This window comes from Streptomyces hawaiiensis (assembly GCF_004803895.1).
In the GTDB taxonomy this organism is placed as follows: domain Bacteria; phylum Actinomycetota; class Actinomycetes; order Streptomycetales; family Streptomycetaceae; genus Streptomyces; species Streptomyces hawaiiensis.
The window spans coordinates 2,433,388-2,454,963 of the sequence record NZ_CP021978.1 but is presented as its reverse complement, the minus strand read 5'-3'; the positions used below and the strand labels follow the sequence as shown (position 1 = coordinate 2,454,963).

The following is a 21,576-nucleotide window of genomic DNA, read 5'->3' as shown; positions in this document are numbered from 1 at the left end:
GAACGGACCCCGGGAAACACCGAAGGCCGCCCCTCGGGCGGCCTTCGCGAAGTCTTGAGTACGCGCAGTCAGCGGGCCGCCGGATGAGCGGTCCACCACCAGGTCTGGGTCGAGTGCGCGAACATGCGAGGCACCCTACCCCACGTCCGAGGGGTGTTCGCGGTGTCTCACTTGCTGGGCATGGGTCAGGACGTCCGACACGACCCCGTAATGTGGAGGTCGTGACCGTGAACGCTAAGACCAGCGCCTCCGCTGGCAACACCTGGCGAGACCTGCCCGCGGCGCAGCAGCCCGAGTACCCCGACACCGAGGCTCTGCGCGCAGTGATCGCGGACCTCGAGTCGTATCCGCCGCTCGTCTTCGCGGGCGAGTGCGACCAGCTGCGCGCCCGGTTGGCGGCCGTCGCCAAGGGAGAGGCGTTCCTCCTCCAGGGCGGCGACTGCGCCGAGGCCTTCGACGCGGTGTCCGCCGACCACATCCGCAACAAGCTGAAGACGCTGCTCCAGATGGGCGCCGTGCTCACGTACGCCGCGTCCGTGCCGGTCGTGAAGGTCGGCCGGATCGCCGGGCAGTACTCCAAGCCGCGCTCCAAGCCGACCGAGACCCGCGACGGCGTGACACTGCCGACGTACCGGGGCGACTCCGTCAACGGGTTCGACTTCACCGAGGCCGCCCGCATCCCGGACCCCGAGCGCCTGAAGCGGATGTACCACGCGTCCGCCTCCACGCTGAACCTGGTGCGCGCCTTCACCACCGGCGGCTACGCCGACCTGCGCCAGGTGCACGCCTGGAACCAGGACTTCGTGAAGTCGTCCCCGTCGGGGCAGCGCTACGAGCAGCTGGCGCGCGAGATCGACAACGCGCTGAACTTCATGCACGCCTGCGGGACCGACCCGGAGGAGTTCAAGACGGTCGAGTTCTACGCTTCGCACGAGGCGCTGCTGCTCGACTACGAGTCCGCGCTGACCAGGGTCGACTCGCGCACCGGGCAGCTGTACGACGTCTCCGGGCACATGGTGTGGATCGGTGAGCGCACCCGTCAGCTGGACCACGCGCACATCGAGTTCGCCTCGCGGATCCGCAACCCGATCGGCATCAAGCTGGGCCCGACGACCACCGCCGAGGACGCGCTGCAGTACATCGAGCGCCTCGACCCCGAGCGGGAGCCCGGCCGGCTGACCTTCATCGTCCGCATGGGTGCCGACAAGGTCCGCGACAAGCTCCCCGAGCTGGTCGAGAAGGTCACCGCCTCGGGCGCGACCGTGGCCTGGATCACCGACCCGATGCACGGCAACACCTACGAGGCGGCCTCGGGTCACAAGACCCGCCGCTTCGACGACGTGCTCGACGAGGTCAAGGGCTTCTTCGAGGTCCACAAGGCCCTCGGCACCCACCCGGGCGGCATCCACGTGGAGCTCACGGGCGACGACGTCACGGAGTGCGTGGGCGGCGGCGACGAGATCTTCGTCGACGATCTGCACCAGCGCTACGAGACGGCCTGCGACCCGCGGCTCAACCGCAGCCAGTCGCTCGACCTGGCGTTCCTCGTGGCCGAGATGTACAGGGACCAGTAACGGGTCCGCCTGTTACCGGGGCATGGACTGGGGCGCGGATCACACGATCCGCGCCCCTCTCCACTTTTGCGCTCCGGACCCGCCGGGTAAGGTTAGGTTAGCCTCACCGATCAACGGGGACGGCGCCAGAGAACGACCCCGTCGGGAGGTGAACCGCGTGTACGTCTGCAGTTGCTTCGGGATCACCGAACAGCAGGTCAAGCAGCACGCGGACGGCGGCGCCTGCACCCCCCGCCAGATAGCCTCCGCCTGCAAGGCGGGCACGGACTGCGGGTCCTGTGTGCGCCGCATCCAGGCGATTCTGGGCAGGGGAGCATGCCCTCGCCGCGATCTGGCCGAACGGGGCGAGCCGGTGCTCGCCGAACTGGAAGACGCCGCCTGACGGCAGGGGCCCTAGCTCGGCTGCTCGATCTGCTGCGCGAGGTACAGCGCCTCGCCGAGCTTGTCGATCAGCTCCAGCTGCGTGTCCAGATAGTCGATGTGGTGCTCCTCGTCCTCGAGGATCGACTCGAAGAGGTTCGCGGACGTGATGTCGCCCTTGCTGCGCATCACCTCGACACCGCGCTTGAGCCGGTCGATCGCCTCGACCTCGACCTGCCGGTCCGCCTGGAACATCTCGGTGACCGTCTGGCCGACGCGTACGTGGAAGAGCCGCTGGTAATTGGGCAGGCCGTCCAGCATGAGGATGCGCTCGGTGATCTTGTCCGCGTGCTTCATCTCATCGATGGACTCTTCACGCGTGTACTTGGCGAGCTTGGTCCAGCCTTTGTTGTCCTGGATCCGGTAGTGCAGCCAGTACTGGTTGATCGCCGTCAGCTCGCCGGTCAACTGCTCGTTGAGGAATTCGAGGACCTCGGGGTCGCCCTGCATCGCAGAGGCTCCTTCCGCGCGGGGGGAACTGGCAAGATGCGCCGCATGATTCCACTGGTGAAGAAGATCGTCCAGTAAGTCTCCACTTACTAAGTAAGGGCATGCTTAGTTCGGTTTGTCCCGTTTCGAAGTGGGTCCGGTCAGGGGCATCACCCAGGGTCTGTCAGGATGGAGTCATGGGTCAGCCGCTGGAACACGAACCGGGAGAAGGGCGCGATTCAGCAGGAGCGACGCAGCCGGAGCTGCCCCCGGGACAGCGGCTGCAACGCGGCTGGCCGGTCACGCACTACGGGCCCGTCCCCAAGTTCCGGCCCGAGCGCTGGGAGTTCCGGGTCTTCGGCGCCACCGCCGGCGGCGGCAAGCACTGCTGGACCCACGAGGAGTTCACGGCCCTGCCCCACACCACCGTCGTGGCCGATCTGCACTGCGTGACGAAGTTCAGCATGCTGGGCGCGGAGTGGGGCGGCATCCCCGCGCGCACGGTCCTCGACCTCGCCCCGCCCGCGGACGATGTCACCCATGTGATGGTGTGGGCCGAGTACGGCTTCAGCTCCAACCTCCGGCTGTCCGATTTCGCCGACGAGCAGGTTCTGTTCGCCACGCACAAGGACGGCGAGCTGCTCACCGCCGAGCACGGCTTCCCGCTGCGCCTGATCGTGCCCCGCCTCTATGCGTGGAAGGGCCCGAAGTGGGTGCGCGGCGTGGAGTACATGACCGCCGACCGGCGGGGCTTCTGGGAGGAGCGCGGCTACCACAACATCGGCGACCCCTGGCAGGAGCAGCGCTACTCGTACCAGGAGGAGCCCGGGGACGGCCCCGACCTCTGACGCGCTCAGCCGTCGCGCAGCTTCTTCAGCCGCTCCACGTCGGCCGCGTGCCCCTGCTTGCCGCCCGGCGTCTCGATGATCAGCGGCACGCCCTCGGTCGCGGGGTGCGTCATCAGGGCCCGGAACGGGTCCTCGCCGATGTGGCCGACGCCGATGTTCTCGTGCCGGTCCTTGTGGGCGCCGGCCACGTCCTTGGAGTCGTTGGCGTGGATCAGCTTCAGCCGGCCCTCGCCGACCGTGTCCACCAGCAGGTCCAGCGTCCGGTGCATGCCGCTGGGGCCGGTCAGGTCGTGCCCGGCGGCGAAGATGTGGCAGGTGTCCAGGCACACGCCGAGCATCGGGTGGGCGTCCAGCGCCTCGAAGTACGGGCCGAAGTCCCATGTCCGCGAGCACAGGGAGGCGCCCTGGCCGGCGGTCGACTCCAGCAGCAGGAACGGGTCGTCGTCGTGGGTCAGTTCGTCCAGCAGCGGCAGCAGGTGCTCCCGTACCTGCTTCAGCGCCACGGACCGCTCCCGGCCGCCGGTCGCGCTGCCGGTGTGCACGACCACGCCCAGCGCCCCGATCTTCCGCCCGCGCCGCAGCGAGTGCCGCAGCGACTCCACCGACCGCTCCACGGTCGCCTCGGTGTGCGAGCCGAAGTTGATCAGGTAGGGGGCGTGCACGTACGCCGGGATCGACTCGGCCGCGCACGCCGCGCGGAACGCCTCGTCCTGCTTCGGGTTCCCGGTCGGCGTGGCCCAGCCGCGCGGGTTGGCGACGAAGACCTGGACGGCCTCCGCCTTCAGGTCACGGGCGTACGACAGGCCTACGGAATGGAGCCCACCGGCCACGGGGACGTGGCCGCCCACGGGGTTGCGGGAGGGGCCGGACAGCTGACTGTTCACCCGTTCAGGGTGTCATGCGTCCGGCCCTGCTCCGGCCACTGGCCTGCGCCCGTGCCCGTCACCTGATCTTGATGGTGATCGTCGAGCCCTTGGGCGCACTCTCGCCGCCCTCGACGGACTGGCTCTTGACCTCGTCGCCGAACAGGCCGAGCAGACCGCGGTCCTCGTCGACCTGGAACCCGGCGCCCTCCAGCTTCCGCTTGGCGTCGTCGACGCTGTCGCCGACCACGTCGGGGACCTCGATCATCTCGGGGCCCTTCGACAGCGTCAGCGTCACCGTGTCGCCCTCGGCCGCCCGGCCGCCGGACTTCGGCGTCTGCCGGACGACCTGGCCCTTGTCGTACTCGGAGGAGTTGACCCGCTCGGTGGCGATCTTCACCTTGAGACCGGCGTCCCGCAGCTCGGACCGCGCGTCTGCCTCGTCCGAGCCGGTGACGTCGGGAATGTCGATGGGGCTGCCCTTGCTGACGACCAGCGCTACGGCCGTGCCCGCGCGCACCTTCGTGCCGTCCGCCGGACGCGCGGAGACCACCGAGCCGCGCGGCACGTCCTCGCTGAACTCCCGGGTGACCATGCCCGGCTCCAGCCCGTCCTCCCTCAGCTGGTCCCGCGCCTTGTCCAGCTTCTGCCCCGCCAGGGCGGGCACCCGCACGGTCTCGGGGCCGTCGGAGATGGTGAACGACACGGAGTCGTTGACGCGGATACGGGCGCCCGGCCCGGGGTCGGTGCCGATGATCGTGCCGCGCTTGACGGTGTCGCTGTGGGCGTGACTGACCTTGCCGACCTCGAGACCGGCCTTCTCCAGCTGGTCGTGGGCCTGCGCCTCGGTCTTCGCCAGCAACGGCGGGACCTTGGTGAACTGGCCGGAGTTGATGTACCAGACGCCCGCGCCGACGCCGAGGACCAGCAGCAGGGCGACGACGATCGAGACGGCACCACGGCGCGGCAGTCGCCGCCGGGGTGGTGGCGGAGGCGGTGTCTCCAGCCGGCTGGTGCGGTGCACCACCGGCTCGGCGTCCTCGTTGACGGGCAGGAGCCGCGGCACCGTCAACGAGCGCGGGATCACACTCGTACGGTCGTCGGCGTTGTCGTGCTCCAGGACGACCGCCTGCGGCGGCAGCGCGTCCAGCTGGTCCGCGCCGAGTTCCTCGCGCGACTGACGGGTCTGCGCGAGCAGAGCCACGGCGTCGTACGGGCGCAGATCGGGGTTGCGTGCGGTCGCCGACGCGACCAGCTCGTCCAGCTCGTAGGCCAGACCGGGCACGGCGGCCGAGGGCGGCGGCACGTCCTCGTGCAGGTGCTTGTAGAGGATCACCGCGGGGGAGTCCCCGTCGTGCGGCTTGTCGCCGGTCAGCATCTCGTACAGCATCACGCCGCACGCGTACACGTCGACGCGGGGATCGGCGGTGCCGTCCTCTATCTGCTCCGGGGCGAGGTACGCGACCGTGCCGAGGACGGTGCCGGTGGTGTTCGTCACCGTGTCCACGGCCCGGACGAGTCCGAAGTCGGCGACCTTGACCCGGCCGTCGTCACCTATGAGGACGTTCTCGGGCTTCATGTCGCGGTGCACGAACCCGGCGCGGTGCGCGGCGCCCAGCGCGGCCAGCACCGGCTCCAGGATGTCCAGGGCGGCGCGCGGCTGCAGGGCCCCGCGCTCGCGCAGCACGTCGCGCAGGGTGCAGCCCGCGACGTACTCCATCGCCAGGTACACGTACGAGCCGTCGGTGCCCTGGTCGAAGACCTGCACCACGTTCGGGTGGGCCAGCCGGGCCACGGACTTCGCCTCGCGGATGAACCGCTCGACGAACGAGGCGTCGACCGCGAGCGCGGGGTGCATCACCTTCAGCGCGAGGACCCGGTCGAGCCGGGTGTCCACGGCCCGGTAGACCGTGGCCATCCCGCCGACCGCGATCCGCGCGTCGATGCGATACCGGCCGTCGAGCACCTGCCCGACCAAGGGGTCCTGAAGGGTCGTGTCCACGCAGGCGAGTGTACGAGCCACGACCGACAGCCCCGTCCCCCCGGCGGTTTTCGCGGCGGGACTGCAGCCGACCTGTGACGTGTGTCGCGCGCCCTACCGGAACGCGGGCCGCTCCGGGTCCAGCGCGGGCATGCCCTCCGTCGGTGAGGAGGCCTCCGCGAAATGCCGCCGTGGGATACGCCCGGCCCGGTACGCCAGCCGCCCCGCCTCCACGGCATGCCGCATGGCGTCGGCCATCAGCACGGGCTCCTGTGCCCGCGTCACCGCCGAGGCGAGCATCACAGCCGCACACCCCAGCTCCATCGCCAGCGCCGCGTCCGAGGCCGTACCGGCGCCCGCGTCCAGGATCACCGGCACGCGCGCGTGCTCCACGATCAGCTGGAAGTTGTGCGGGTTGCGGATCCCGAGCCCGGAGCCGATCGGCGAGCCCAGCGGCATGATCGCCGCACAGCCCGCGTCCTCCAGCTTCCGCGCCAGCACCGGGTCGTCGTTGGTGTACGGCAGCACCGTGAACCCGTCGTCGACCAGTGTCTCGGCGGCCTCCAGTGTCTCGATCGGGTCCGGCAGCAGGGTGCGCTCGTCGGCGATGACCTCCAGCTTGACCAGGTCCGTGCCCAGGGCCTCGCGCGCGAGGCGGGCCGTGAGGACGGCCTCGCCGGCGGTGAAGCAGCCCGCCGTGTTGGGCAGCACCCGGATGCCGAGCCGGTCCAGGACGGACAGCACCGAGCCGTGCACCGAGGCGTTCACCCGGCGCATCGCGACCGTCGTCAGCTCCGTCCCGGACGCGACCAGCGACCGCTCCAGCACGTCGAGGCTGGGCGCCCCGCCCGTGCCCATGATCAGACGGGATGTGAAGGACGTACCACCGAGGACAAACGGATCATCGGCCATGGTCAGCCTCCTTGGACGGCGGTGAGCACTTCCACGCGGTCTCCCTCGGCGAGGGATGTGGCGGGCCACCGCGTGCGCGGGACGACGGTTTCGTTGAGGGCGGCGGCCACGCCCGAGGGCGAGGCGGTGAGCGACTTCACGACGGTGTCGAGAGCGGTGCCGGGCCGGACGTCCCGGGGCTCCCCGTTGACGGAGATGTTCATGCGGGCTGCTCCGTGAGTGCGGTGGCGGGGCTGAAGCGCTTCGGGCTGAAGGGGCGGGCCTCCTCGGGGAGTTCACCCGTCGCCAGGACGTGCGCCATGGCGTCGCCGGTCACCGGGGTGAGCAGGACGCCGTTGCGGTAGTGCCCGGTGGCCAGCAGCAGGCCCTCCAGACCGGTCGGGCCGAGCAGCGGCGCGTTGTCCGGGGAGCCGGGCCGCAGTCCGGCCCGGGTCTCGGTGAGCGGCAGCTCGGTGATGCCCGGGACCAGCTCGTGCGCGTCGCGCAGCAGCTCGTACACGCCGCCCGCGGTCACGGTGGTGTCCCAGCCCAGCTCCTCGCTGGTGGCCCCGACGACCAGTTCACCGCTCGCGCGCGGCACCAGGTAGACGTGGCTGCCGCGCACCACCGCGCGCACGGTCCGGCTCAGGAACGGCCCGTGCCGCTGCGGCATGGTCAGCCGTAGGACCTGCCCCTTCACCGGGCGCACGGGAGGCAGCACATCCTGCGGTACGCCCGCCAGCCGCCCGCTGAGGCTGCCCCCGGCGAGCACCACCTGCCCGGCGGCCGGCTCGGTCCCGTCGGCCAGGACGACACCCGTGACCCGGTCCCGTACGACGGTCAGCCGCTCCGCCCACACCCGGTGGAAGACCACGCCCGCCCGCTCGCACGCGGCGACCAGGGCACCGGCCAGCCGCCGCGGGTCGATCTGGTGATCGCCGTCGACCCGCAGCCCGCCGCGCACGCCCGGCGCGAGCATCGGCTCCAGGCGCCGGCACTCGCGCCCCGACAGCCACTGCGACTCCAGGCCCGACTGCTGCTGCAGGGCGTGCAGTTCGCGCAGGTGGGCCCGGTCGTCGGCGTCCAGGGCCACGGCGAGGGTGCCGCAGCGGCGGTAGCCGAGGTCCTGGCCGGTCAGCTCGGTGAGCTCGGCGGCGAAGTCCGGGTAGCGCCGGGCGGAGGCGAGGTTCAGGCCGAGCAGGGTCTGCTCGCCGTAGTGCAGTTCCGTGACGGCGGCCAGCATGCCGGCGGCCACCTGCGCGGCTCCGCCGCCCGGCTCGGGGTCCACGACGGCCGTGGCGAACCCGCGTTGCGCGGCCCGCCAGGCCGTGACCAGGCCGATGATCCCGCCCCCGATGACCAGGACGTCTGACGATGTGGACGTAGGCGACATGGGCGTCCAGCCCCTCCCTTCGCCGGCATGACCCGGATCAGGTTCGTACGGTCGGAGGCCGCCAGCCTCCCTCTCAGCCCGGTGCGTCCGGGCTCCCGCGAGTGCTTTACGTTGGCCACCCTAGCCCGATGCCGTGTGCCGCAGTAAGGGAGCCTCCGCCCATGGCCCGATCCCTCGACGGTCTCGTCCTCGCCCCGGTCGCCGACCAGGCACCGGGCCAGGTGGGCACCCGCACCCGGTTCACCTACCACGAGCGGGAGGGCGAGATCTGGGCCGAGTACGCGGGCGGCGACGTCGTACGCGGGCATCTCGTGGGTACCCGGGAAGGTGACCGGCTGGACTTCCGGTACGTCCAGCTCAAGCGGGACGGCACCACCTCCTCGGGGCACTGCGTGTCCACGGTCGTGGAGCTGCCCGACGGGCGGGTGCGGCTGGAGGAGACCTGGGAGTGGGAGTCCCGGCGGGGCAACGGCACGAGCGTTGTGGAGCAGGTCACGGCGCATGAGCACTGACTGACAATTCGTCAGGTGTCTATGGTGATCAGGTGAGCGAGCAGACGCAGGAACCAGGTTCGTCCGCGCCGCGGCGCGTCGTCGTGGCGGGTGCGGGCATGGCCGGCGTGCAGACCGCCGTCGCGCTGCGTGAGCAGGGCTTCGCCGGCGACGTGATCCTGATCGGCGCCGAGCCCCACCAGCCCTACGACCGGCCCCCGTTGTCCAAGGCCGTCCTGCTCGGCAAGTCCGAGGGTTCCGCCTTCGACGTCGACTTCGAAGCCCTCGGCATCGAACTGCGGCTCGGCTGCGAGGTACTGGGCCTGCGCCCCTCCGACCACGAGCTGGACACCGAGGACGGGCCCGTGCCGTACGACGTCCTGGTCGTCGCGACCGGCGCCGAACCGGTCGGGCTGCCCGGCGCGGAGGGCGTGCCCGGCGTGCATCTGCTGCGCACCCTGGACGACGCCGAGCGGCTGCGGCCGGTGCTGGCCCGCCGACACGCCATCGTGGTCGTCGGCGCGGGCTGGATCGGCGCGGAGTTCGCCACGGCCGCCCGCGAGGCGGGCTGCGCGGTGACCGTCGTGGAGGCCGCCGAACGGCCGCTCGCCGGGGCCCTGCCCGCCGAGGTCGCCGCCCCGATGGCCGGCTGGTACGCCGACGCGGGCGCGGTCCTGCGGACGCACGCGCGCGTGACGCGCGTCGAGCCGGGCGCGGTCCTCCTGGACGACGGCTCGCGGCTGCCCGCGGACGCGGTCGTCGTCGGTATCGGCGCCCGCCCCGCGACGGCCTGGCTGGCCGGCTCCGGGATCGAGCTCGGCTCCCACGCGGAGATCGTGGCCGACCAGCATCTGCGCACGGCCGTGCCGGATGTGTACGCCGTCGGCGACTGCGCCTCCTTCCCCTCGGCGCGCTACGGCGAGCGCCTGCTGGTCCACCACTGGGACAACGCCCTCCAGGGGCCGCGCACGGTCGCCGTGAACATCGTCGGCCGGGCCACGGGGGAGACACCGGCGGTGTACGACCCGGTGCCGTACTTCTGGTCCGAGCAGTTCGGGCGGTTCGTCCAGTACGCCGGGCACCATCCGGCCGCGGACACCACCCTGTGGCGGGGTGACCCCGCAGGACCGGCCTGGACGGTCTGCTGGCTGCGCGGTGAGCGGCTGATCGCACTGCTGGCGGTGGGGCGGCCCCGGGACCTGGCGCAGGGCCGCCGTCTGATCGAGTCGGGCACGCCGATGAACCGGGTGCTGCTGGCGGATCCGGCCAGGCCCATGAAGGCCGCGACGGCGTAGGCGCCGGGGCCGTCGCGGAGGGCCGGGGACGGCGCTGCCGGGTCCGACGCGTCCGCCCGGGTGGGCCGGGCCGACTTCCGACTGTCAGTGGCAGATGGCAGGCTGGTTTCCGTGACCGAGATTGACGCAAAGATCGATGCTCTCGTCCCCGCCTGGCTCACCCTCCCCGACATCGCCGAACAGTTCGGTGTCGAGGTGACGCGTGTGCGGCAGCTGGTCAAGGACGGCCAGCTCATCGCCGTACGCCGCGGTGAGAACCGCGCGCTGCACGTCCCCGCCGCCTTCATCGACGGGGACAAGGTCGTCAAGGGCCTGTCCGGGACCCTGACGCTCCTGCGGGACGACGGCTTCACGGACGAAGAGATGCTGGAGTGGCTCTTCACCCCGGACCCCAGCCTGCCCGGCACCCCCGCGCAGGCGCTCAGTGAGAATCGCGGCACGGAGGTGAAGCGCCGCGCCCAGGCGCTCGCGGTCTGACCCGGCCGCGACGGAACAACCGTCCGGTGCCGTGTGAGCGGGGCCGGACCTGAACAACCGCCCGATGTGGGGGCCGTGGCCGAGAGGTCACGGCCCGGGTCGGCCCGCGCCCTGTCGGGGGCTTTGGACGCCCCCGACGGGCCGGATCTACGCTGCTGACGCACGTGCGGGCCCACCCGGCCCGCATGCCACGACACCCTGGGGGACACGCATGACCGCCGCCGCCACCGCACGGGCCCAGCTCGCCGACGCCCGGGTCTATCTCTGCACCGACGCGCGCAAGCGGCAGGGCGATCTCGGGGAGTTCCTCGACGCCGTGCTGGCCGGCGGGGTCGACATCGTGCAGCTGCGGGACAAGGGCATGGAGGCCGGTGAGGAGCTGGAGCACCTGGCCGTCTTCGCCGACGCCTGTGCGCGGCACGGCAAACTGCTCGCGGTCAACGACCGGGCGGACGTCGCCCACGCCGCCGGCGCCGACGTCCTGCACCTCGGCCAGGGGGACCTGCCGGTCCCCGCGGCCCGTGCGCTCCTCGGCGACGCCATCCTGATCGGCCGCTCCACCCACGCCGAGTCCGAGGCCGCCGCGGCCGCCGTCCAGCAGGGCGTGGACTACTTCTGCACCGGCCCGTGCTGGCCGACCCCCACCAAGCCCGGCCGCCACGCGCCCGGCCTGGACCTCGTCCGGTACACCGCCGCCCTCGGCACCGACCGCCCCTGGTTCGCCATCGGCGGCATCGACCTCGGCAACCTCGACCAGGTCCTGGAAGCGGGGGCCCGGCGCGTCGTCGTCGTACGGGCGATCACCGAGGCCGACGACCCGGGTGCCGTGGCGGCCGAGTTCGCCAAGCGACTGCGGGAGGAGTAATCAGGACGGATTGTCCAAGGGGTGGACAGCGAGTGGACAATTCGGGCAAATGTCGGCCCACTGTTGGGGGACCGACCGCCCCTGGCTAACCTGCCGGTATGGCCCTCGGCACCGCATCCGTCAGATCGGACCACGCTCGCACCGTCCGCGACATGCTCGCGGCCGGCAAGACGACGTACTCGTTCGAGTTCTACGCCCCCAAGACCCCGAAGGGCGAGCGGAACCTGTGGAACGCGCTGCGCCGGGTCGAGGCCGTGGCGCCCGACTTCGTCTCCGTCACCTACGGCGCGGGCGGCTCCACCCGCGCGGGGACGGTCAAGGCGACCGAGGCGATCGCCTCCGACACCACCCTCACCCCGATTGCCCACCTCACCGCGGTCGACCACTCGGTGGCCGACCTGCGCAACATCATCGGCCAGTACGCCGACGCCGGGATCCGCAACATGCTCGCCCTGCGCGGCGACCCGCCCGGTGACCCGATGGGCGACTGGGTGCCGCACCCCCGGGGCCTCGCCTACGCCGCCGAGCTCGTCGAGCTGATCAAGGCGTCCGGCGACTTCTGCGTGGGCGTCGCCGCCTTCCCGGCGATGCACCCGCGCTCCGCCGACTGGGAGACCGACGTCCGCCACTTCGTCGACAAGTGCCGGGCGGGCGCGGACTACGCCATCACGCAGATGTTCTTCCAGCCGGAGGACTATCTCCGGCTGCGCGACCGGGTCTCGGCCGCCGGCTGCGACACCCCGATCATCCCCGAGGTGATGCCGATCGCGAGTGTGAAGACGCTGGACCGGATCGGGTCCCTCACCAACGCCGCGTTCCCGGCTGCCCTGAAAGAGCGGATCCTCACAGCAAAAGACGATCCGGCCGCTGTACGCTCCATTGGGATCGAATTCGCCACGGAGTTCTGTGCGCAGCTGCTCGCCGAGGGCGTGCCCGGCTTGCACTTCATCACGCTCAACAACTCCACCGCGACACTGGAAATCTACGAGAACCTGGGCCTGCACCACTCACCGCAGGCCTAGACCGTTCGCACGGGTCTACGACACACTGCGTAGCGGCCACTGGGAGAGGGGCGTACATGGGCTGGGCGGTCCTCTACATCGCGTTCGGCATCGTCGCGCTGTGGCTTCTGGGCGAGGTGCTGCTGCAGTACAAGGCGCGGCTGCGCTGGCGGCTGCTGGCCTTCGCCGGGTTCCTCGGTGTCGTCGTCGGTGTCCTGATCCCCTCGGTCGTCGTGATCGGACTGGGCGCGGCCGCCTTCGCGGTCGGGCAGACCTACGTCACCCTGTCGTTCCGCAGCGGCTTCGCGGCCGGCTGGGCGATGAACGCGCCCGCGCTGGGCGGCAGCAAGCGCCGCCGCGGTGAGCGCGGCCGTCAGGAGCCGACCCTGGAGGTCTCCGGCCTGGAGGCCGAGGGCCGCCAGGACGACGAGGCCGGCGGCTACCGCCGCGACCCCGCCGCCTACGGCCAGGACGACGACTACGACCGCGACGACGTCTTCACCCCCGCCCGCCCCGCCCACCGGCCGACGGCCGGCGAGACCACCGCCGTCTACGATCCGCAGCCCATGCCCGAGGACACCGGCTCCTACGGCGTCTACGACAACGGGTACCAGGCCGGGGAACAGCAGCCCCAGGACCAGTACGCCGCCCAGGCCGCCGACCAGTCCTACGGCTACGACTACTCCGGCTACGGCCAGCAGCAGGGCTACGACGCCACCGGTCAGCAGCAGTACGCCGCCTACTCCGACCCGTACATCGGCTCGTCGAACTACGGCCAGGCCGCCTACGACGGCACGTACGGCGACCAGCAGTACTACGGCCAGCAGGGCTACGGCCAGGACCAGTACGCCGGCACCTACGCCGGCGAGGCCCCGCCCGGCGGGGTCTGGGTCCCGCAGCAGCGCAACACCGACGAGTACGGGCAGGAGCTGCCGCCGGAGCAGCCGTACCCGTACCAGGGCGGCGGGCAGCAGCCCCAGGGGAACGGTTTCGACGAGCAGTACCGTTTCTGAAGCCTGAGTCCCGCCGGGGCGTCCCGCTCACTGCGAGCCGCGGAACTCCGGGCCCTCCACGATCAGTCCCGCGACCAGCGCCCCCGACATGCCCGCGTGCGGCAGTCCGCCGCCGGGGTGGGCCCAGCCGCCCACGGTGAACAGACCGGGCAGCCGCGTGCTGTTGGACGGATGCAGCAGCCGTCCGCCGGCCGCCGCCAGGGCCGGCACCGGCACCGCCCCGCCCTCCGCACCCGTCGCCTCCGCGATGTCGGCGGGGGTGCGCACCTCGTGCCAGAGGAGGCGCCTTCGCAGGCCCAGTACGGCGCGTTCGGCGACGGTGAGCATGTGATCCACGAGGTCGCCGTGGGGCCGGCCGGGCCGCGCGGGCACCACCGTCGTGAGGGTGACCGCCTCGTGGTCCGCCGGGGCCAGGCGCGGGTCGTCGGGCCGCAGCACCGTGACCGTGGGACTCGGATTTACGGCCGCCGTGCCGAACAGGGCGTCCAACTCGGCCTCGCGGTCCCGGGTGTGCACCACCGTGCGGTGCGCCGTGCCCCCGGGGCGGGGGCCGCGCAGGGCCAGCAGGAGGGTCAGCCGGGCGGCCGCCGCGGGCTGCGCGAGCACCTCGCCCTCGCCCCGGACGACGCTTCCCGACGTCAGCCGGTCCAGGACACCGGGCGCGACGCCGGCGACCACGAAGTCCGCCTCCGCGACCGACCCGTCGGCGAGTTCCACCCCCGACGCCCGGCCGTCCTTCTCCAGCACGCCGGTGACGTCCGCGCCGAAGTGGAACTCGACCCTGCGGGCCAGACACCGCTCGTACACCGCCCGCGCCAGCTCGCGCAGGCCGCCGCGCACGTACCAGATGCCGAAGGCGTGCTCCAGGTACGGCAGTACGGCCGCGCTCGCCGGGGCGGCCCGGGGATCCAGGCCGTACCCGAGGGCGTGGCTCTCCAGGAGTGCCGCGAGCCGGGGGTCGCGCAGCTCCCAGGCGCCGATCTCGGCGAGTGTGCCGGCCCGGCGGGTGCGCAGCAGCCGCTTGTGGGGCACCGACGGGTAGGGCTCGCGCTCGGCCAGCACCTGCCAGTTCGGCCAGAGCGGCTCCTCCAGCAGGGGCCGGCGGGTCCGGTCCCAGGCCTCGCGGGCCCGGACCAGGAAGTCGCCCCAGCGCTGTCCGGCGCCCGCGCCGAGCCCCTCGTCCAGGGCGGCGACGACGCCCGCGCGCGAGGCGTTCGGCAGCGACACCTCGGTGCCGTCCGCGAACACGTGCCGGGACGACGGGTCGACCTGGACCACCTCGACGCAGGACTCCAGCGGCTCCTTGCCGGTCTTGACGAACAGGTCGCGGTAGACGGCGGGCAGCGGCAGCAGGGCGGGACCCGTGTCGAAGGAGAACCCGTCGCGCTCGAAGCGGCGCAGCGCTCCGCCGTAGGTGTCCGTCCGCTCGTACACCGCCACCCGGTGGCCCGCGACGGCCAGCCGGGCGGCAGCCGCCAGCGCGCCCATCCCGGCGCCGATCACCGCAATCCGTGCCATGCCGGCGACTTTATCGGCCCCCGCTGACAGCCCCCGCCGGCCACCCCCGAGTACGGGCGCGGGCGTGATCGTGACCAGGCGGCGGTGGAGCGTTCTGGGCCCGGGTGCGCAGGAGTGAGTACCGCGTACCTAGCCGGGGAGTTGAGTACGCGCGCGGATGGGGGACGACCTGCGCGGACGAGAGAGTGGAGACACGGAGAGGGGCACGGCTCCGGCACCGGCGACACGGGGCGCCGGAACGGAGCCGGCCCATGATCCGCTCCTTCCGCCGGCGGTGTCGGCGGGAGCGAGGCACGGGGGAGTACCGGGGGACGACCGAACGGGGGTCCTGCGGGGGGACGTACGGGGGAGCAGGGAAGGCGCCGGTTCGAGGTGGCCCGCGGGGGACGCGGCCACACCGGACCGGCGCTTTCACCTGTGCACCGGGAGTTCGGTCAGCGGCGGCCGCTCACCCGGCCCTGAAGCAGCCGGGACAGTGCCGCGTGGACGTCGTCCAGGGAGCGTTCCGGCTGGAAGGACTTCCAGTCGAGGGCCGCCACCAGGACCATGCCGACCAGCGCGGACGCCGTCAGAGAGACATCGATCTCCTCGCTGAACTCGCCGCCCGCCACGCCGTCGCGCAGGACGTCCTCCACGACCGCGACGGCCTGCTGCCGGACCACCATCAGCGTGGACTGCCAGGCCCGGTTGGTGCGCCACAGCTCGGCCACGTACAGCTGGGTGAAGGCCGGGTAGCGGTCGATGAAGACCAGCCCCGCGCGGATCATCGCGTCCAGGGCGTCGACCTTGCTGCCGCCCTCCCGCGCCGTCCGCTCGGCCGCTTCCCGCAGGGAGGCGGTCAGCAGACCCACTCCGTGCCGCAGCAGTTCCTCGAAGAGGACGGACTTGCTCGCGAAGTTGTAGTAGACCGTGCCCTTCGCGACTCCCGCACGCTCGGCGATCTCGTCCACGGTCGTGGCGGAGAACCCCTGCTCGGCGATGAGCGTGACGGCCGCCTCGTAGAGCTTTTGCCGGGTGGCCTCGCGGCGCGTGCTGCCGCCCGACGCGGCACTGCTGCTTTCCATGGCCCTGATTGTCACAGGAACCTTTCCGGGGGAAGTGACGGTGGTGCTCCTGACGGTGGGGCTCACAGGCTGAGCTCCGGGTGCAGCCGGTCCAGCGTCCACACCTGGCGCCGGCGGGCCGCCACGGCGGTCAGCGCGAGGGCGCCCGCGGTGAACGCCGTCAGCACCACGCACGCGTGCCACACCGGTGCGAGTCCACCGCCGGTGATGAGCCGCCTGAGGGCCTCGACGACGTAGCTCATCGGGAGGAACGGGTGGAGCGCGTTGAAGAACCCGGGGCTGGTCTGTACGGGGTACGTGCCGCCCGCCGAGGTCAGCTGGAGCATCAGCAGCGCGAGGACGAGGATCCGGCCCGCCGCCCCGAAGCGCGCGTTCAGCCATTGCACGATTGCCGCGAAGCAGGCCGTCACCAGGAACAGGAATCCCACCGTCCCGGCCGCTCGCGCCATCTGAAGGCCGACCGCCCAGTGCAGCACCGACATCAGCGCCACCGTCTGCAACACGCCGATCGCCACCACCGGCAGCCAGCCCGCCAGCGCGATCCGCCACGCCGAGGCGCCCGCGGCGAGCGCCCGCCGGTTCATGGGCGCGATCAGCATGTACGCCACCATCGCGCCCACCCACAGGGACAGCGGGATGAAGTACGGGGCGAACCCGGTGCCGTAGTTGGGCGCCTTGTGCAGGTCCTGGGAGGCGAGCCGCACGGGATCGGCCATGACCTCGGTGCGCCGGTCGCGGTCCCGCTCGTCGTAGTCGGGGATCTGCTCCGCCCCGTCGTGCAGGCCGCCGGCGAGCTTCCCGGAGCCGTCGACGAGCTTGAAGATGCCCCCGTTGAGGTCGTCCGCGCCGGTCTTCAGCTTGCCGACGCCCTTGTCCAGGTCGACGGCGCCGGTCTTGGCCGTGCCGATCCCCTTGTGCAGCTTCTTCGCCCCGGCGGCGACCTCGGCCGCCCCGTCGTTCAGCTTGTTGATCTTCTTGACGGCGTCGGCGAGGTCCTCGGAGAGGTGTGGCGCGCGGTTCGCGAGGGCCTGGGACTGCTTCTGGAGAGTGGCGAGGTTCTTGTCGAGCTTGTCCAGATCGCCGTCCTGGTCCGCGATCAGCGTGTTGAGGTCGTCCGCGATGACGGTCACGTCGGCGGCGGCGTCCTTGGCCTTCTTCAGGTCGGAGCAGGCCGCGTCGGGCAGGACGGGATCGTCGCAGCGCCGGGCGTACACGTCGTTCAGGGTGCCGGACGCCGCGCGGGCGCCCTTCGCGGCGGTCGGGGCCGTCTTCACCAGGGTGTCCAGATGCTTGCGGATCACCCCGGAGGAGTCGGCGACCAGCTGGGCGGTGTCACCGATGGTCTTCTCGTTGCCCTTCAGGAAGGGACCGATCTTGTCGGAGGTGCCGTTGACCCGGTCGGCGAGCTTCTGTGTGCCCTCCGCGACCCGCTTCGAGCCGTCCTCCAGGTCGCCCGCGCCGGTGTTGAGCTTCTTCAGGCCCGTGGACAGCTTGCCGCTGCCGTCCTTGGCGTCCTTCAGGCCGTCGGCGAGGTCCTTGGAGCCCTTCTCGGCCTTGCCTATGCCGCCCTTGAGCCGGTCGGCGCCCTTCGCCGCCTTCACGGTCTTGCCGTGGATGTCGGAGAACGACACGAAGATCTTGTCCAGGAACGACCGGGACGTCTTCGTGGACGCCGCCTGCCGCACCTCGCCGAAGACCGTCCGGGAGATCTGCCCGACGATGTAGTTGTTCGCGTCGTTCGTGCGCACCTGGAGGGCGCCGGTCTCCGGGGTGTTCCCGGAGCTGGAGGCGATCCGCTCGCTGAAGTCGGCGGGCATGGTGAGCGACAGGTAGTAGCTGCCGTCCTCGACGCCCCTGCGGGCCTCGGCGGCGCTCACCTCCTGCCAGTCGAAGGTCTTGCTGTCGCGCAGGCCCTTCGTGATGTCGTCGCCCGCCGTGATCTCCTTCCCGTCGGCGGTCGCCCCCTTGTCGTCGTTCACGAGCGCCACGGGGATCCGGTCCAGACGGCCGTACGGGTCCCAGAACGACCACAGGTACAGCGCGCCGTACAGCAGCGGCAGCATCAGCAGCGCTACCAGCGCGGCGCGCGGAAGCTTCCCCCGCCCGAAGCGGCGCAGCTCAAGCGCGGCCAGTCTCGGCGAGCGCATCGGCCTTCTCCTCTCCCTGATCGGCCTGATCGGCCTGATCGGCCTGGCCTGCCTCGGCGGCCGGCTCTTCGGGGCTCTCCGCGGTGGAGACCCTGACGGCCCCATCGGGGACCTCGCTGCACACGGCCACGACCGTCGTCCCGGCGTCGGCGAGGGACCTGAGCAGCGCCCAGACCTCCTTCCGCTCCCCGTCCGAGAGCTTGAGGTCGGTGTCGTCGATGCCGAGCAGCCGCGGCCCGCCGACCAGGGCGAGCGCCACCGACAGCCGCAGCGCCTCCAGGCGCTCCAGGTCCCGTACGGCCGTGCGCGGCCCCTTGGGCAGGGCCTCCAGGTCGAGCCCGGCGGCTTCGAGTGCGGCGTCGACGTGCTGCCGGGCCTCGGCCGCCCGCTCGGCGCGGGGTCGCAGGAGGCCGCGCAGCGAGGCGCCGAACCGGCGCTGGAGCAGCGCTCGTTCCCGCAGGTGCTCGCCGACGGTCAGCGCCGGGTCGAGGTCGGTGACCCCCGGGACGTGCGCCAGCGCGCTGAGGCCCCGCACCGCCGCCATCTGCTTCGGCAACCGCGCGTCACCGACGGCGGCCGTGCCCTCCGAGACCTTCATCCGCCCCGTCAGCGCGAGCAGCAGGCACGTACGGCCGGACCCCGACGGGCCCTCGACCACGATGAGTTCCCCCGGCCCGGCGTCGACGGAGATCCCCCGGACCGCCCACCCCCGTGGCCCCTTGATCCCGAGGCCGTCGGCGGTGACCCGCACCCCTCCCGCTTGTTCCCCCACGAGGCTCCCTCGCATGTGCGTGGAATTGAACTGACTGGTCAGTGCAAAAACTACTCCGAACCTACGAGCGAAGCAAAACACCAGGTCAGAACGGATTGTCAGTGCCATACCTCACGATGGGTCACATACGGCACTTCGTGACCGGACGTGCCGTCACACAGACGACAGGAGGTTCGTCATGGCCAGCTACCACGCAGCAGCCGCCCGTCGGCGCCGCGCCACCGGCCCTGCCCCCTCACTGACCGGACCGGCGAGCGACGTGCACCCCGTGCTGCGCCGGGCCACGGCCCCGCCCGCCGCCCTCGACCTGCTCGCCCAGGCCCGCGCGAGCCTCGACGAGGCCACCGCCCTGGAAACACCGAACGAGCGCTACGCGACGGCCCACCTCGCCGCCCTGCGCACCGCCGCCGCGGTACTCGCCGCCCGGGGGCGCCCGGAGACCTCGCCCCGGGCCCGGGCCAAGATCCGGAGCGCCTGGGAAGTGCTCCCCGAGATCGCACCCGAACTGACCGACTGGAGCGCCCTGTTCGCCTCCGGCGCCCGGCGCCGGGCCCGGGCCGAGGCGGGCATCCAGGGCGCGGCCACCGGCCGGGACGCCGACGACCTGATACGGGACGTGGCGATGTTCCTGCGCCTCGTCGAGCGGATGCTGGTCCTCCAGCCGGTCCTCCCACAGCCCCGCCCGGACCAGGACCAGCCGGACCCCGGCACGGGAAGGGGCATGCCGGACGCGGGCTGACCGGGCAGCGGCGGTCCTGGTCCTGGGCTGATCAGGTGCCGTGCTGATCGGTGGCCGGCGGTCCGGGCCCGCCCGGTGGCACGGGCTCGTCCGACCCGTGAGCCATCCCGGCACCGGGTCATCCGGACGCCTCGGCCGAGGCAATAGGGTGGGGGACGCCTGAAGTCTTCCCTCCCCGTGGCCGGGGCCGGGAAGACGCCCCGTTCGCGCCGCCGTGCCAGAGGCGGTGCCGCGCCGAGGAGTCAACTGCCGTGTCGGACCCGATGCGCCCCCGCGCCTCACTCCGTACCGCCGTGGTCTGGGAGGTCCTCCAAGACGCCCTGGACCGCCGGGTCAAGGCCACGGGTCGGGAGTCGCTGGACGTCCTCGACACCGGAGGCGGCAGCGGCAACTTCGCGGTGCCCGTCGCCCGTCTCGGTCACCGGGTCACCGTCGTCGACCCCAGCCCCAACGCCCTGTTCGCCCTGGAGCGACGCACCGCCGAGGCCGGCGTCGCCGACCGGGTCAAGGGCGTCCAGGGCGACGCCCACGGCCTCTTCGACGTGGCCGAGCGCGGTGGCTATGACGTGGTGCTGTGCCACGGCGTCCTGGAGTACGTGGACGACCCGGCCGAGGGCGTCCGCAACGCGGTGGCGGCCCTGCGCGCGGAGGGCGTCCTCAGCCTGCTCGCCGCCGGCCTCGGCGGTGCCGTGCTGGCCCGCGCCCTCGCCGGGCACTTCAAGGAGGCCCGGCAGGCGCTCGACGACCCGAACGGACGATGGGGCACGGGTGACCCCGTGCCGCGCCGTTTCACCGCCGAGCAGCTCACGGGACTGGTGGAGGCCGCGGGCCTGCGCGTCGGTGCCGTGCACGGGGTGCGGGTCTTCGCCGACCTCGTGCCCGGCGTGCTCGTGGACACCGAGCCCGGCGCCCTGGAAGCGCTGCTGAAGCTGGAGGAGGCCGCGGCCGAGCTCCCCGCGTTCCACTCGGTGGCCACGCAACTGCATGTGCTCGGTGAAACCGGCGGGACTGGTGCGACAGGTGATGCTGGCGAGACCGATGGGGCGGTCGAGGCCTGAGCCGTTTCGTGAGGTACGGCCGCTGATCAGCGCCTTGGCTGCGCATGGAGTACGCCACAGGCCCCCCGAACGGGGGCGGCGCGCCGTATGATCGAGGGAGACCGTTCCGGCATGACGGGTCGGCCGCCGGGGAATGGAAGCCTCAGCGAGCCGGGACGCGCATGGCGGGTTCCGGTTGGTCAATTGGCGCAGAGGGGCGGGTTTCACGGGGGCGATTCCCTGCCTATCCTGAAGGGACCCCCCGGGTCGCCCCGGCGACTGCACGATGAGGAGGACTCCGTGCCGCTCTCGGAGCACGAGCAGCGCATGCTCGAGCAGATGGAGCGAGCGCTGTACGCCGAAGATCCCAAGTTCGCGACAGCGCTCGAGGGAAGCGGGCTGCGCACGTACACCCGGCGACGGGTCTACCAGGCGGTCGCGGGCTTCCTCGTAGGTATCGCGCTCCTCATGGCTGGAATGGTCGCCAAGCAGGTCTGGCTCAGCGTCGTGGGCTTCCTCGTCATGCTGGGCTGTGCGGTGCTCGCCGTGACCGGCTGGCGCAAGGCTCCCAAGCCGGGCGAACAGACGGCCGGTGCCGCCGGGCCCCAGGCCGGCCGACAGGGCCGGCAGCGCCGGTCCGTGATGGACCGCATCGAGCAGCGCTGGCAGAAGCGCCGCGATGAGCAGGGCGGCCACTAGCCCTCCGCGCAGCCTCTCCAAACCTACGTGAACACGTACGTCAGGGGGTGACCACCGGT

At 72.0% G+C, this 21,576-nt stretch carries 23 protein-coding genes and 1 riboswitch; of the genes, 12 read left to right on the top strand and 11 right to left on the bottom strand.

What is annotated here, in order from left to right; genetic code table 11:
* Positions 1-68 precede the first annotated feature (68 nt).
* The gene (locus CEB94_RS42200; RefSeq protein WP_078625594.1) at positions 69-125 is read right to left on the bottom strand and encodes a trp operon leader peptide; all 57 of its coding nucleotides are present in this window, start codon (positions 123-125) and stop codon (positions 69-71) included.
* 96 nt (positions 126-221) lie between these two features.
* On the opposite strand from CEB94_RS42200, the gene CEB94_RS11325 reads away from it, so the two are divergent.
* Positions 222-1,574 (top strand): class II 3-deoxy-7-phosphoheptulonate synthase, encoded by a 1,353-nt coding sequence (locus CEB94_RS11325; RefSeq protein ID WP_175432086.1) that lies wholly within the window; start codon positions 222-224, stop codon positions 1,572-1,574.
* 148 nt (positions 1,575-1,722) lie between these two features.
* Positions 1,723-1,956 carry a (2Fe-2S)-binding protein gene (locus tag CEB94_RS11320; RefSeq protein WP_175432085.1) on the top strand — a complete coding sequence of 78 codons (234 nt, stop codon included), beginning with the start codon at positions 1,723-1,725 and terminating at the stop codon, positions 1,954-1,956.
* Between the two features lie 11 nt (positions 1,957-1,967).
* Here the strand turns inward: CEB94_RS11320 and bfr are convergent, their stop codons facing one another.
* The gene (gene bfr / locus CEB94_RS11315; RefSeq protein WP_175432084.1) at positions 1,968-2,444 is read right to left on the bottom strand and encodes a bacterioferritin; all 477 of its coding nucleotides are present in this window, start codon (positions 2,442-2,444) and stop codon (positions 1,968-1,970) included.
* A gap of 176 nt (positions 2,445-2,620) precedes the next feature.
* On the opposite strand from bfr, the gene CEB94_RS11310 reads away from it, so the two are divergent.
* Positions 2,621-3,271 carry a sulfite oxidase-like oxidoreductase gene (locus tag CEB94_RS11310; RefSeq protein ID WP_175432083.1) on the top strand — a complete coding sequence of 217 codons (651 nt, stop codon included), beginning with the start codon at positions 2,621-2,623 and terminating at the stop codon, positions 3,269-3,271.
* Between the two features lie 5 nt (positions 3,272-3,276).
* Here CEB94_RS11310 and CEB94_RS11305 read toward each other — a convergent pair whose 3' ends face one another.
* The 5 genes from CEB94_RS11305 to thiO form a co-directional block, all read right to left on the bottom strand.
* Positions 3,277-4,155 carry a deoxyribonuclease IV gene (locus tag CEB94_RS11305; protein WP_175432082.1) on the bottom strand — a complete coding sequence of 293 codons (879 nt, stop codon included), beginning with the start codon at positions 4,153-4,155 and terminating at the stop codon, positions 3,277-3,279.
* A gap of 58 nt (positions 4,156-4,213) precedes the next feature.
* Positions 4,214-6,136, bottom strand: coding sequence for a Stk1 family PASTA domain-containing Ser/Thr kinase (gene pknB / locus CEB94_RS11300; RefSeq protein ID WP_175432081.1), 1,923 nt, complete (start codon positions 6,134-6,136; stop codon positions 4,214-4,216).
* Positions 6,137-6,229: 93 nt separating this feature from the next.
* A complete protein-coding gene (locus tag CEB94_RS11295) occupies positions 6,230-7,027 on the bottom strand; it encodes a thiazole synthase (protein ID WP_175432080.1) in 798 nt (265 codons plus the stop codon).
* Between the two features lie 2 nt (positions 7,028-7,029).
* Positions 7,030-7,230 (bottom strand): sulfur carrier protein ThiS, encoded by a 201-nt coding sequence (gene thiS / locus CEB94_RS11290; RefSeq protein ID WP_175432079.1) that lies wholly within the window; start codon positions 7,228-7,230, stop codon positions 7,030-7,032.
* Positions 7,227-8,399: a glycine oxidase ThiO gene (gene thiO, locus CEB94_RS11285; protein ID WP_175432078.1), complete on the bottom strand. Its 1,173-nt coding sequence runs from the start codon at positions 8,397-8,399 to the stop codon at positions 7,227-7,229. The genes thiS and thiO overlap by 4 nt, the downstream gene beginning before the upstream one ends.
* Positions 8,397-8,508, bottom strand: a riboswitch (TPP riboswitch). Its footprint overlaps the gene before it by 3 nt.
* A 52-nt stretch (positions 8,509-8,560) precedes the next feature.
* Here thiO and CEB94_RS11280 point away from each other — a divergent pair.
* The 6 genes from CEB94_RS11280 (at position 8,561) to CEB94_RS11255 (ending at position 13,541) form a co-directional block, all read left to right on the top strand.
* The gene (locus CEB94_RS11280; protein ID WP_175432077.1) at positions 8,561-8,911 is read left to right on the top strand and encodes an avidin-fold protein; all 351 of its coding nucleotides are present in this window, start codon (positions 8,561-8,563) and stop codon (positions 8,909-8,911) included.
* Between the two features lie 32 nt (positions 8,912-8,943).
* Positions 8,944-10,185: an NAD(P)/FAD-dependent oxidoreductase gene (locus CEB94_RS11275; protein ID WP_175432076.1), complete on the top strand. Its 1,242-nt coding sequence runs from the start codon at positions 8,944-8,946 to the stop codon at positions 10,183-10,185.
* A 111-nt stretch (positions 10,186-10,296) separates the two neighbouring features.
* Positions 10,297-10,662, top strand: a complete 366-nt coding sequence (locus tag CEB94_RS11270; RefSeq protein ID WP_031131943.1) for an Rv2175c family DNA-binding protein — start codon at positions 10,297-10,299, stop codon at positions 10,660-10,662.
* A 211-nt stretch (positions 10,663-10,873) separates the two neighbouring features.
* Positions 10,874-11,527, top strand: coding sequence for a thiamine phosphate synthase (gene thiE / locus CEB94_RS11265; protein ID WP_175432075.1), 654 nt, complete (start codon positions 10,874-10,876; stop codon positions 11,525-11,527).
* 98 nt (positions 11,528-11,625) lie between these two features.
* A complete protein-coding gene (gene metF, locus CEB94_RS11260) occupies positions 11,626-12,549 on the top strand; it encodes a methylenetetrahydrofolate reductase [NAD(P)H] (protein WP_175432074.1) in 924 nt (307 codons plus the stop codon).
* A gap of 56 nt (positions 12,550-12,605) precedes the next feature.
* Entirely contained in the window at positions 12,606-13,541 is a 936-nt protein-coding gene (locus CEB94_RS11255; protein ID WP_175432073.1) for an SCO2102 family sporulation regulator, read from the top strand.
* Positions 13,542-13,568: 27 nt separating this feature from the next.
* Here the strand turns inward: CEB94_RS11255 and CEB94_RS11250 are convergent, their stop codons facing one another.
* The 4 genes from CEB94_RS11250 to CEB94_RS11235 form a co-directional block, all read right to left on the bottom strand.
* The gene (locus tag CEB94_RS11250) at positions 13,569-15,059 is read right to left on the bottom strand and encodes a phytoene desaturase family protein (RefSeq protein ID WP_175432072.1); all 1,491 of its coding nucleotides are present in this window, start codon (positions 15,057-15,059) and stop codon (positions 13,569-13,571) included.
* A gap of 434 nt (positions 15,060-15,493) precedes the next feature.
* Positions 15,494-16,123 carry a TetR/AcrR family transcriptional regulator gene (locus CEB94_RS11245; protein ID WP_175432071.1) on the bottom strand — a complete coding sequence of 210 codons (630 nt, stop codon included), beginning with the start codon at positions 16,121-16,123 and terminating at the stop codon, positions 15,494-15,496.
* A gap of 62 nt (positions 16,124-16,185) precedes the next feature.
* Positions 16,186-18,270: a YhgE/Pip family protein gene (locus CEB94_RS11240; RefSeq protein ID WP_175432070.1), complete on the bottom strand. Its 2,085-nt coding sequence runs from the start codon at positions 18,268-18,270 to the stop codon at positions 16,186-16,188.
* Complete coding sequence (locus CEB94_RS11235; RefSeq protein WP_175432069.1) at positions 18,242-19,057, bottom strand: ATP-binding cassette domain-containing protein; 816 nt, start codon at positions 19,055-19,057, stop codon at positions 18,242-18,244. The genes CEB94_RS11240 and CEB94_RS11235 overlap by 29 nt, the downstream gene beginning before the upstream one ends.
* Before the next feature lie 163 nt (positions 19,058-19,220).
* Here CEB94_RS11235 and CEB94_RS11230 point away from each other — a divergent pair, with 163 nt between their 5' ends.
* The 3 genes from CEB94_RS11230 (at position 19,221) to CEB94_RS11220 (ending at position 21,517) form a co-directional block, all read left to right on the top strand.
* Positions 19,221-19,781, top strand: a complete 561-nt coding sequence (locus CEB94_RS11230) for an SAV_6107 family HEPN domain-containing protein (RefSeq protein WP_175432068.1) — start codon at positions 19,221-19,223, stop codon at positions 19,779-19,781.
* Positions 19,782-20,032: 251 nt separating this feature from the next.
* Positions 20,033-20,839 (top strand): methyltransferase, encoded by an 807-nt coding sequence (locus CEB94_RS11225; protein WP_175432067.1) that lies wholly within the window; start codon positions 20,033-20,035, stop codon positions 20,837-20,839.
* Between the two features lie 279 nt (positions 20,840-21,118).
* A complete protein-coding gene (locus CEB94_RS11220) occupies positions 21,119-21,517 on the top strand; it encodes a DUF3040 domain-containing protein (protein WP_175432066.1) in 399 nt (132 codons plus the stop codon).
* The last annotated feature ends 59 nt before the right edge of the window (positions 21,518-21,576 follow it).

Coding starts and splice junctions, on each gene's coding strand:
- bfr (WP_175432084.1), bottom strand. CDS start 2,444: ATGCAGGGCGACCCCGAGGTCCTCGAATTCCTCAACGAGCAGTTGACC.
- CEB94_RS11310 (WP_175432083.1), top strand. CDS start 2,621: ATGGGTCAGCCGCTGGAACACGAACCGGGAGAAGGGCGCGATTCAGCA.
- CEB94_RS11295 (WP_175432080.1), bottom strand. CDS start 7,027: ATGGCCGATGATCCGTTTGTCCTCGGTGGTACGTCCTTCACATCCCGT.
- thiS (WP_175432079.1), bottom strand. CDS start 7,230: ATGAACATCTCCGTCAACGGGGAGCCCCGGGACGTCCGGCCCGGCACC.
- thiO (WP_175432078.1), bottom strand. CDS start 8,399: ATGTCGCCTACGTCCACATCGTCAGACGTCCTGGTCATCGGGGGCGGG.
- CEB94_RS11280 (WP_175432077.1), top strand. CDS start 8,561: ATGGCCCGATCCCTCGACGGTCTCGTCCTCGCCCCGGTCGCCGACCAG.
- thiE (WP_175432075.1), top strand. CDS start 10,874: ATGACCGCCGCCGCCACCGCACGGGCCCAGCTCGCCGACGCCCGGGTC.
- metF (WP_175432074.1), top strand. CDS start 11,626: ATGGCCCTCGGCACCGCATCCGTCAGATCGGACCACGCTCGCACCGTC.
- CEB94_RS11255 (WP_175432073.1), top strand. CDS start 12,606: ATGGGCTGGGCGGTCCTCTACATCGCGTTCGGCATCGTCGCGCTGTGG.
- CEB94_RS11250 (WP_175432072.1), bottom strand. CDS start 15,059: ATGGCACGGATTGCGGTGATCGGCGCCGGGATGGGCGCGCTGGCGGCT.
- CEB94_RS11245 (WP_175432071.1), bottom strand. CDS start 16,123: ATGGAAAGCAGCAGTGCCGCGTCGGGCGGCAGCACGCGCCGCGAGGCC.
- CEB94_RS11240 (WP_175432070.1), bottom strand. CDS start 18,270: ATGCGCTCGCCGAGACTGGCCGCGCTTGAGCTGCGCCGCTTCGGGCGG.
- CEB94_RS11235 (WP_175432069.1), bottom strand. CDS start 19,057: ATGCGAGGGAGCCTCGTGGGGGAACAAGCGGGAGGGGTGCGGGTCACC.
- CEB94_RS11230 (WP_175432068.1), top strand. CDS start 19,221: ATGGCCAGCTACCACGCAGCAGCCGCCCGTCGGCGCCGCGCCACCGGC.